Genomic DNA, 1,131 nt, shown 5'->3' with positions numbered 1-1,131 from the left:
GATGTGTCCGAATTGGAACGTAAGCCTACAGGCAAAAAATATAATGATGACTTTAAGAAAACGATTGTGGATTTATATCATTCCGGCAGCTCAGTTAAAGAATTAAGCAGCGAATATGGCGTATCAGAAGTAACGATTTATAAATGGGTGAAAGACTTTACCCCTATCAGTTCAGAGAAAGAGGCCCCAACACCGAAAGAGTTAGCGGATATTCAGAAAGAAAACCTTCGGTTAAAACAGGAGGTAGAAATCTTAAAAAAGGCTATGGCCATATTCGCGAAAAAGTAACCGAAGCAGAGCTTAACGATTTTATCGAGGAACACAAAGATCAATACCCTATCCAGAAAATGTGCGAAGTACTGGCCGTGCCAAGAAGCAGCTACTATGATTCCCTTGAAAAAACGACGTCAAAGCGTGAACTGGAAAACCGGGAACTCACGAAGGAAATCCAACGGATTCACCTGGAAAGTAAGGCTCGTTATGGAGCTCCTAAAATTCATAAAACCTTATTAAACAGAGGGTTTTTCCTAAGCCTAAAGCGCGTCCAGCGCCTAATGAAAAAGGCCGATATCCGTTCGATTACCAAGAAGAAGTACCGTCCCTGTCCCTCAAAGGAAAAGGTTGCACAGCTGGACAATTTTTTAAAGCGGGACTTCTCTACCTGCACAATCAATGAAAAGTGGGTGGCGGATATTACCTATATTCCTACGGTAAGAGATGGCTGGTGCTATTTGGCCTCTGTATTGGATCTGCACTCGAAAAAAATCGTTGGCTATTCTTTTTCTCGTTCTATGACATCAGAATTGGTGATCGAAGCACTTCAAAACGCCTGTTTTTCTCAAAAGCCCCGAAAGGGCTTCATTCTTCATACCGATCTTGGCTCACAATATACCAGCAGTGAGTTTACTCAGTATGTTCAGAAACAAGGAATCAAGCAGTCTTTCAGCCAGAAAGGCTGTCCTTATGATAATGCCTGTATAGAGTCGTTTCACGCTATATTAAAAAAAGAAGAAGTTTATCATACGCAATACACAGACTACTGGACAGCAAAGCTGGCTATGTTTCAGTTTATAGAAGGCTGGTATAACCGAAACAGAATTCATAGCAGCATTGGTTATCAGACACCTCAAT

At 41.4% G+C, this 1,131-nt stretch carries 1 protein-coding gene; it reads left to right on the top strand.

The features are described 5' to 3' along the window. Window positions 1–12 precede the first annotated feature (12 nt). Window positions 13–1,131, top strand: a protein-coding gene (locus tag ACH0BF_RS25055) for an IS3 family transposase (RefSeq protein ID WP_406910524.1) whose coding sequence is annotated in 2 segments (ribosomal slippage) — window positions 13–250 and window positions 250–1,131 — 1,120 coding nt annotated over the 2 segments. Because the reading frame shifts where the segments join, the coding sequence is not laid out codon by codon here. This gene is flagged as partial in the annotation.

Source organism: Pseudobacillus sp. 179-B 2D1 NHS, from assembly GCF_045370945.1.
Lineage (GTDB): Bacteria > Bacillota > Bacilli > Bacillales > Domibacillaceae > Pseudobacillus.
This window is presented reverse-complemented; position numbering and strand designations above follow the sequence as displayed.